At 65.5% G+C, this 7,600-nt stretch carries 9 protein-coding genes; 3 read left to right on the forward strand and 6 right to left on the reverse strand.

Annotated elements, in window-relative coordinates:
- Positions 1 to 901: sigma-54 dependent transcriptional regulator (locus JHD67_RS20435; RefSeq protein ID WP_199101007.1), on the forward strand; the 901-nt coding region annotated here is incomplete at its 5' end.
- Positions 902 to 1,172: 271 nt separating this feature from the next.
- Here JHD67_RS20435 and JHD67_RS20440 read toward each other — a convergent pair.
- Positions 1,173 to 1,337, reverse strand: a complete 165-nt coding sequence (locus JHD67_RS20440; protein WP_199101008.1) for a hypothetical protein — start codon at positions 1,335 to 1,337, stop codon at positions 1,173 to 1,175.
- Between the two features lie 410 nt (positions 1,338 to 1,747).
- On the opposite strand from JHD67_RS20440, the gene JHD67_RS20445 reads away from it, so the two are divergent.
- Positions 1,748 to 2,983, forward strand: coding sequence for an acetylornithine transaminase (locus JHD67_RS20445; protein WP_199101009.1), 1,236 nt, complete (start codon positions 1,748 to 1,750; stop codon positions 2,981 to 2,983).
- A 24-nt stretch (positions 2,984 to 3,007) separates the two neighbouring features.
- Here JHD67_RS20445 and JHD67_RS20450 read toward each other — a convergent pair whose 3' ends face one another.
- From JHD67_RS20450 to thiE, 4 genes are all read right to left on the reverse strand, one after another.
- Positions 3,008 to 3,877 carry an ion transporter gene (locus JHD67_RS20450; protein WP_199101010.1) on the reverse strand — a complete coding sequence of 290 codons (870 nt, stop codon included), beginning with the start codon at positions 3,875 to 3,877 and terminating at the stop codon, positions 3,008 to 3,010.
- A gap of 80 nt (positions 3,878 to 3,957) precedes the next feature.
- Positions 3,958 to 4,422, reverse strand: coding sequence for a hydrolase (locus tag JHD67_RS20455; protein WP_199101011.1), 465 nt, complete (start codon positions 4,420 to 4,422; stop codon positions 3,958 to 3,960).
- Between the two features lie 8 nt (positions 4,423 to 4,430).
- Entirely contained in the window at positions 4,431 to 5,717 is a 1,287-nt protein-coding gene (gene hemL, locus JHD67_RS20460; protein WP_199101012.1) for a glutamate-1-semialdehyde 2,1-aminomutase, read from the reverse strand.
- Between the two features lie 14 nt (positions 5,718 to 5,731).
- Positions 5,732 to 6,352, reverse strand: a complete 621-nt coding sequence (gene thiE, locus JHD67_RS20465; RefSeq protein ID WP_199101013.1) for a thiamine phosphate synthase — start codon at positions 6,350 to 6,352, stop codon at positions 5,732 to 5,734.
- Between the two features lie 97 nt (positions 6,353 to 6,449).
- Here thiE and JHD67_RS20470 point away from each other — a divergent pair, with 97 nt between their 5' ends.
- Complete coding sequence (locus JHD67_RS20470) at positions 6,450 to 6,647, forward strand: rubredoxin (RefSeq protein WP_187058340.1); 198 nt, start codon at positions 6,450 to 6,452, stop codon at positions 6,645 to 6,647.
- A gap of 228 nt (positions 6,648 to 6,875) precedes the next feature.
- Here the strand turns inward: JHD67_RS20470 and JHD67_RS20475 are convergent, their stop codons facing one another.
- The gene (locus tag JHD67_RS20475; RefSeq protein WP_199101014.1) at positions 6,876 to 7,322 is read right to left on the reverse strand and encodes a DUF192 domain-containing protein; all 447 of its coding nucleotides are present in this window, start codon (positions 7,320 to 7,322) and stop codon (positions 6,876 to 6,878) included.
- Positions 7,323 to 7,600: the final 278 nt, after the last annotated feature.

The raw sequence follows: 7,600 nt of genomic DNA on the forward strand, positions 1-7,600 counted from the left end.
TGTGGTGGCGAGCATCCGCAAGTACGCGCCGGTGGAACTGCCAGTGCTGATTACCGGCGAAACCGGTACCGGCAAGGAAGTGGCCGCGCGCGCCCTGCACGGGCTGTCGGCCCGCGCTGATCGTCCCTTTGCCGCCATCAATTGCGGCGCATTGCCGCCCAATCTGGTGCAGTCGGAGTTATTCGGTCACGAACGCGGTGCCTTCACCGGCGCTAATGCGCGTCGCATAGGCCATTTCGAAACGGCCGCCGGCGGCACGGTATTTCTCGACGAAGTGGGCGACCTGCCCTTGGACGCGCAGACCAGCCTGCTGCGCTTCCTGCAGGAAGGCACACTCGAGCGCGTCGGCAGCAGTCAGTTGATCAAGCTGGATGTGCGCGTGCTGGCGGCCACCCATGTGGATCTGGAAAAGGCCGTGGAGCTTGGCCGTTTTCGTGAGGACCTGTACTACCGCTTGAACGTGCTGCGCCTGCGCATGCCCGCCCTGCGCGAGCGCGAGGACGACGTCTTATTGCTGGCTCAGCGCTTCCTCGATACGTTCCGCGAAACCCATCCCAGTCGAGCGCGCAGCTTCAGTGCCGGCGCGCGGCGCGTCATGCTGGATTTCGCGTGGCCCGGCAATGTGCGCGAGTTGCTCAATCGCGTGCAGCGCGCCGCCGTGGTGGCGGAGGACGCGTTGATCAGCGTGGAAGACCTGGACCTGTCCGATGTGCTGAGCCGCCAGGCTGCCCGCTCCAGCCTGGGCAGCACCCGCGTGGCGGCGGAGCGTGACGCGGTGATCGCGTGCCTGCGCGAAAGCCGTTTCAACGTAAGCGAATGTGCGCGCCGGCTCAAAGTGTCGCGCGTGACGATCTATCGTCTGTGCAAGAAGCACCAATTGGCGCTGGACGAACTGCGCTGAGACATTAGCGACGGAACGACGAATTGGGCGCCGTCTTGCCGGCGTTGCCCGTGACGTCGAGCGGAGTGGCGGATGCTCGCCAAAGTATGACTGGTCCGGCGCCGATCCAGTCACGTCGCCGCAAGCACCCGCCACTCCGCTCGACTCTTCGCCGCGCAGACGCGCCGCCTCAGGTATGCACCCGAGAAAGGAAGGCCCCCGGCCCGCAGGGGTCGGGCCGGGGGCTTCCATTGGTGCCCCGGCCACAGGGGTTGCCGGGTTACCGCCCTCGCTACCGCCTTGCGGCGGAATTCTGCTGGTACTGCCGGCTCACTTGCCCGTGTGCGCCGGTGAGCCGGCCGTGGAAGTTCTCGATGCCTGTTGCGATGGTCGCGCCGAGGTTGCCTTGGGCGTCGCCCAACGCGTCGCCAAGTGCCGCCGTGGTTGTCTTCGCCACGGTGTTCGGTGCGTCGTCACCATGCCTTCCCCTTCCCGCCTGTTCGCATGCAAGGCAGCAATCGCCATGCCAAGTGGCACAAATGGCCTGTGCACAAGGCTGGTGAGGTGTCACCGGGCCCAGGGGCAACGCAGGGGCGTGCTGCGGGTGTTACAGCCGGCCGTGGTTTCAGGCGGCCATGCAGGGCGCCAAGTCCCGCCGTTGCGCGGTTTGCAGCCGGTTGTAACGCGGTTGATACAGCGGACAGGGGAAAGGTGACACCTGGGCGGCTGACGCGTGACCCGGGCGTCGTGCAATCGCGGGGGCCAGGGCTTAGGATGCGTGCTGCGCCGCAACGGTCGGCGCATCCCCATCCTCGACCCTCGCACACCTATGGCGCCGCCCCCTGCAGGGAGGCCCGGAGTACTGACATGCACGCGCAAGACCCCGCCGCCCAGTCCCTGATCGATCTCGGCAAGCGTTATTGGCTGCCGGTGTATCGACCCCGCGACGTGGTGCTGGACCACGGCAAAGGCGCGCGCGTGTGGGACACCCAGGGCCGCGAGTATGTGGATTTCGGCGCCGGCATCGCGGTGAACGCACTGGGCCACCAGGACCCCGAACTGCTGGAGGCGCTGACCACTCAGGCGGGCAAGCTCTGGCACACCAGCAACGTGTTCTACAGCGAGCCGGCGCTACACCTGGCCGAGGAACTGGTGAACGCGTCGGGTTTTGCCGAGCGCGTGTTCTTTTGCAACTCCGGCACCGAAGCCAACGAAGCGGCGATCAAGCTGGTGCGCAAGTGGGCCAGCGCGCAGGGCCGCGAGGCGGCCAAGCGCGTCATCGTGACCTTCCGCGGCTCGTTCCACGGCCGCACGCTGGCGGCGGTCACCGCCACGGCGCAGCCAAAGTACCAGGAAGGCTACGAGCCGCTGCCGGGTGGTTTCCGCTATCTGGATTTCAACGACGTTGCCCAATTGGAGGCCGCCTTTGCGCACGGTGATGTGGCTGCCGTGATGCTGGAGCCCGTGCAGGGCGAAGGCGGCGTATTGCCGGCGGCGCCGGGCTTTATCCAGCGCGTGCGCGAACTATGCGATGAACATGATGCACTGCTGGTGCTGGATGAAATCCAGTGCGGCATGGGCCGCACGGGTACGTTGTTCGCCTACGTGCAGGACGGCGTGAGGCCGGACATCGTGACCCTGGCCAAGGCCCTGGGTTGCGGCTTTCCCATTGGCGCCATGCTGGCCGGCCCCAAGGTGGCCGAGGTCATGCAGTTCGGTGCGCATGGCACCACCTTTGGCGGCAATCCGCTGGCGGCGGCGGTGGCGCGCGTGGCGCTGCGCAAGCTATCCGCGCCGGAGCTGCTTGCTAATGTGGCACGCCAGTCGCAGGCATTGCGTGATGGCGTGGCGCGCATCCATGCCTCGCTGAACCTGTTCGAGGAAGTGCGTGGCCGCGGTCTCATGCTCGGTGCGGTGCTCAATGAGGCGCACAAAGGCAAGGCCGGCAGCATCCTCGATTTCGCAGCGGCGAACGGCCTGCTGGTATTGCAAGCCGGCCCCGACGTGCTGCGTTTCGTGCCGGCGCTCAACATCACCGACGCGGACGTGGCCGAAGGGCTTGTGCGCCTGGAAGCCGCACTCAAGGCGTATCTCGCCGCCTGATGGTGACGATATCGGCGCGGTGCCTTATGGCTCCGCGTCCGATGGCAACGGCGTGCCACAGCCCCGGCAGAAACGGGCGTCGACCTGATGGTTCGTTAGATGGCACGTGGCGCACGCGCTGTGCTGGCGGGCATCGCGGATGCCGGCTGCCAGCTCCGCGGCAAAAATGCCGGTGGGTACGGCGATGATGCTGTAGCCCACCAGCATGATCAGCGATGTGAGTATCTGCCCCAGCGTGGTATGCGGCGTAATATCGCCAAAGCCCACCGTGGTCATGGTCACCACCGCCCAATACATGCTGCGCGGGATGCTGGTAAAGCCGTTCTGCGGTCCCTCCACCAGATACATCAGCGCACCGAAGATCAGCACGAGGGTGAGGATGGTGCTGATGAAGATGAAGATCTTCCGGCGGGCTTTCATCAGCGAGCCCCACAACATGTCTGCTTCACCCACGTAGCGGGTCATCTTCAGCACGCGGAAGATGCGCAGGATGCGCACCGCCCTGATCACGAGCAGATACTGGCTGCCCGCCACCAGCAGGCTCAAGTACGTCGGTAGCACGGCCAGCAGGTCGATTACGCCGAAAAAGCTCAGCGCGTAGCGCCGCGGGCGTGCGACTACCAGCAGGCGCATGACGTACTCAAAAGTGAAGGCCAGGGTGAAGACCCATTCCAGTACATAGAACGCGTGGTCGAAGCGCACGTGCAGGTCCTGCACCGTATCGAGCACCGCCACCAGAATGCTGGAAAGAATCGCCACGATCAGCACCAGGTCGAACAGCCGCCCCGGCCGGTCGTCGTGACCGAAGATGATGTGGAACCAGCGGGCGCGCCATCCATGCGTGCTCGCGGGCCTCACGGCTGAGTCGAAGGGAAACGGTGCTTGCTTGCTCATGCGGGGGTTCCTTGCGCCATAAGCCCAGCATAGCGCCAGGAAATAGGCGCCTAGCAGCCGTCAGAGCGCGCCGAGCGCTGTCAGTGTGCGGCGTAAGCCGGCGGCGTCACGGTAGGGGTGGGTTTGCGGGCGCCGAATTGGGCGGAGGCAAAGGCACGCCGGGCGAACAGGAGGAACAGGGCCGGCACGATCTGCGGCAAGTGCCCGGTCATCAATACGCCATTATGGGTGAGCAAGCCCAGCGTTGCGCGTTCGCTGGCGGCCTCGGCCGGGGCGAGTAGTTCAGGCCGTGGTTGCGTGGCGGCACGCCGGGCAGCGATCCATGCAGCTTTGCTTACCTCGCCGCCGAGCCAAGTGCTCAGCGCGGCGAGATAGGCACGTGCATCGAGGGCGCCTCGGTCGCCTGCGTCCTCGATGCCGTAATCGTAGATCGCTTCGTGCACTGCCGCCGGCGAACGGCCGATGGCGGTCGCCAGATGCTGGACGCGCACGCTGCGGTCATAGTCGACCAGGACATCATCCAGGTCGAACAGGACGCAGCGCAAGGCTGTGCTCATCCCGCGCGGGCAGCCCGCAGGGCGCCGCGAGCGGCTTCCAGGGTGTCGGCAAGGTCCTGCTCGGTATGCGCGCTGGACACAAAGCCCGCCTCGAAAGCGGAGGGCGCCAGATACACGCCACGCGCCAGCATGCCGTGGAAAAAGCGATTGAACAGGGCCGTATCCCCCGCCGTGGCTTGCGCGTAGCTCTCCACCTTCTCACCGGTAAAGAACAAGCCGAACATGCCGCCGACGCGATTGACGCTGAAAGGCACGCCTTCGCCATCGGCCACAGCCTGCAGGCCGTCGGTGAGCAAGCGGGTTTTCGCAGCGAGTTCGTCGTAGAAGCCTGGTGCCTGGATCAGTTCCAGCATGGCCAAGCCAGCCGCCATCGCCACTGGGTTGCCCGATAGCGTGCCGGCCTGATAGATCGGGCCGGCCGGGGCCACCTGCTGCATCAGTTCGCGACGTCCGCCATAAGCGCCCACCGGCATACCGCCGCCGATGATCTTGCCGAAGGTGGTGAGGTCCGGCGTAACACCGTAATAGGCCTGCGCGCCGCCCAGGGCTACGCGAAAGCCCGTCATCACCTCATCGAAGATCAGCAGCGCGCCATGCTTGGTGCATAGCGTGCGCAAGCCCTGCAGGTAGCCGTCCTTGGGTGGAATACAGTTCATGTTACCGGCCACCGGCTCGATGATCAGGCCGGCGATATCGCTGCCGTGCTCATCGAACAAGCGAACGGCGGCGTCCAGGTCGTTGTAAGGCAGGGTGAGCGTGAGATCGGCGTTGGCCTTGGGCACGCCCGGTGAAGTGGGCACGCCAAAGGTGAGTGCGCCAGAGCCCGCCTTCACCAGAAAGCTGTCGCCATGGCCGTGGTAGCAGCCCTCGAACTTCACGATCAGGTTGCGACCGGTGGCGCCGCGCGCCACGCGAATCGCCGACATGGTCGCCTCGGTGCCCGAATTGACCATGCGCACCATGTCGATCGACGGGATCAGCCGCGTGATGGTCTCGGCCATGGTGACTTCGGCCGGACAGGGCGTGCCGTAGGAAAGGCCGTTCTTTACCGCGCGCTCCACCGCCTCGCGCACGTGCGGGTGGTTGTGACCCACGATCATCGGGCCCCACGAGCCCACATAGTCGATATAGCGCTGACCTTCTACATCCCACAGATAGGCACCATCAGCGCGCGCGGTGAAGAACGGCTCGCCACCGACCGACTTGAAGGCACGTACGGGCGAATTCACGCCGCCCGGCATCAGCTGCTGCGCGCGTTGGAACAGTTCGTGGTTGGTGGTCATGATGGAACTCTCAGTTACCTAGTGAAGAGGTGGGCGAAGCGTGCAGCGGCGCCGCGAACGTCCGGGTCGCTAAAAACGGCCGAAATCACCGCCAGATACTCGACGCCGGCGTCAATCAGCAGCCCGCCATTCTCCGGCGTGATGCCGCCGATCGCTACCCGAGGCACGCCGAGTGTGGCGGACTGCCGCAGCAGCTCGGTCGAGGCCCGGCGTGCATGCGGTTTGGTGGGGGAGGGGAAGAACGCGCCGAACGCGATGTAATCCGCGCCGGCAGCTACCAGCTGTCGAGCCCGTTCGAGCGAGTCGTAGCAGGACACGCCGATGATGGCCTGGGCACCAAGCACGGCCCGGGCGGCCAACAGTTCACCGTCGTCCTCGCCCAGGTGCACGCCCGCGGCGCCCACCGCCAGGGCCAGGGCGACATCGTCGTTGACGATCAGGGGGACCTCATGAGCCGCACAAAGTACCTGGATAGCTTGTGCTTCGGCCAGGCGCCGGGCCGTGTCCCCTGTCTTGTCCCGGTACTGCAGCAGCCGGACGCCGCCGGCCAGCGCCTGGGCCACCACCTCCAACAGATCGGGGCGGGGTCCATCGGTGATCACGTAGAGGCCGTGCCCCTGGAGTCGTGCGTGCATGGGGATCATTCCTGGGAATACGGGCGCCATACGCTTTCGCATCGGCGGGGGAGTTGCGAGAATGCCGCACTTATTCTCCATAGCAAGCAATCCAGCGATGAATCAGAGCACCAACGAAACCGGCACCTTGCGCAAGTGGATGTGTGTCGTCTGCGGCTTTATCTATGACGAAGCGTTGGGCGTGCCGGACGAAGGCATCGAGCCGGGCACCCGCTGGGCCGATGTCCCCGATACCTGGACCTGTCCGGACTGCGGTGCCACCAAGGACGACTTCGAGATGATCGAAATCGACTGATTCCGCTCCGCGTTGCCCTCAAACGGCCCGATTCCGTCATCGTACGGACCGGGCCGTTTGCTTAGATGCTCCTGCACGCCTCCCGGAAGGCATGCGACCTCGCAGGAGCAGCACCATGCAGCAGTTCATTCCGTTCGAAGACGAGTGGGACATCCTGGAAAGGCTCAGTCCCGAATCACTCATCCCCTATCACGTCGGCATTCCCTGCCGGCATGACCTGGCCGATGCTCACTGCACCGCGCCAATCGTCCCTTCGATCGTCAGCTCGTCGCCCACCATCGCGCCAATGCGTGCCGCGGTGCCCGCCGGCAACTCCAATACATAGCGTGCCGGCAGATCGCTCGGATAGCTGGGGCAGGGGTCGGCCTTGCACGGCGGCACGCTGGCCTGCACCGACACCAGCTTCCGGCCGCTGTCGAAGTAGAGGATGTCGAGCGGAATGAGCGTGTTCTTCATCCAGAACCAGCGCTGGTCGTCGTCGCCGAACACAAACAGCATGCTGTGATCGGCCGCCAGTTCCGTGCGCATCATCAAGCCGCGCGCGCGGCTTGCATCATTAGTAGCGAACTCCGTCGTAAAGCGATGGCCATGCAATTGCACGGCGGGAGCCTCGTGCGTAGCGGCGGATGCGGCCGTAGCAAAAGCGAACAACAAAGGCGCGAGCAGGCTCTTCATTAGTGTGTTGGCTCGGTTGGAGTGGTGCGCGCGAGTGTACCGGTGCGTGCGAATGTCATCGTGCTGAAAAAAAATCGTGCAGACCCCTTCCCCTGTCTCTTATACACATCTCCGAGCCCACGAGACCCGTGACCGAATCTCGTATGGCGTGTTGGGGGTGTAAAAGGGGGGGGGGGGGGGGGGGGGGGGGGGGGGGGGGGGGGGGGGGGGGGGGGGGGGGGGGGGGGGGGGGGGGGGGGGGGGGGGGGGGGGGGGGGGGGGGGGGGGGGGGGGGGGGG

It is taken from the genome of Dyella sp. ASV21, from assembly GCF_016428975.1.
Taxonomy (GTDB): Bacteria; Pseudomonadota; Gammaproteobacteria; order Xanthomonadales; family Rhodanobacteraceae; genus Dyella.

Coding starts and splice junctions, on each gene's coding strand:
- JHD67_RS20445 (WP_199101009.1), top strand. CDS start 1,748: ATGCACGCGCAAGACCCCGCCGCCCAGTCCCTGATCGATCTCGGCAAG.
- thiE (WP_199101013.1), bottom strand. CDS start 6,352: ATGCACGCACGACTCCAGGGGCACGGCCTCTACGTGATCACCGATGGA.
- JHD67_RS20470 (WP_187058340.1), top strand. CDS start 6,450: ATGAATCAGAGCACCAACGAAACCGGCACCTTGCGCAAGTGGATGTGT.
- JHD67_RS20475 (WP_199101014.1), bottom strand. CDS start 7,322: ATGAAGAGCCTGCTCGCGCCTTTGTTGTTCGCTTTTGCTACGGCCGCA.
- JHD67_RS20450 (WP_199101010.1), bottom strand. CDS start 3,877: ATGAGCAAGCAAGCACCGTTTCCCTTCGACTCAGCCGTGAGGCCCGCG.
- hemL (WP_199101012.1), bottom strand. CDS start 5,717: ATGACCACCAACCACGAACTGTTCCAACGCGCGCAGCAGCTGATGCCG.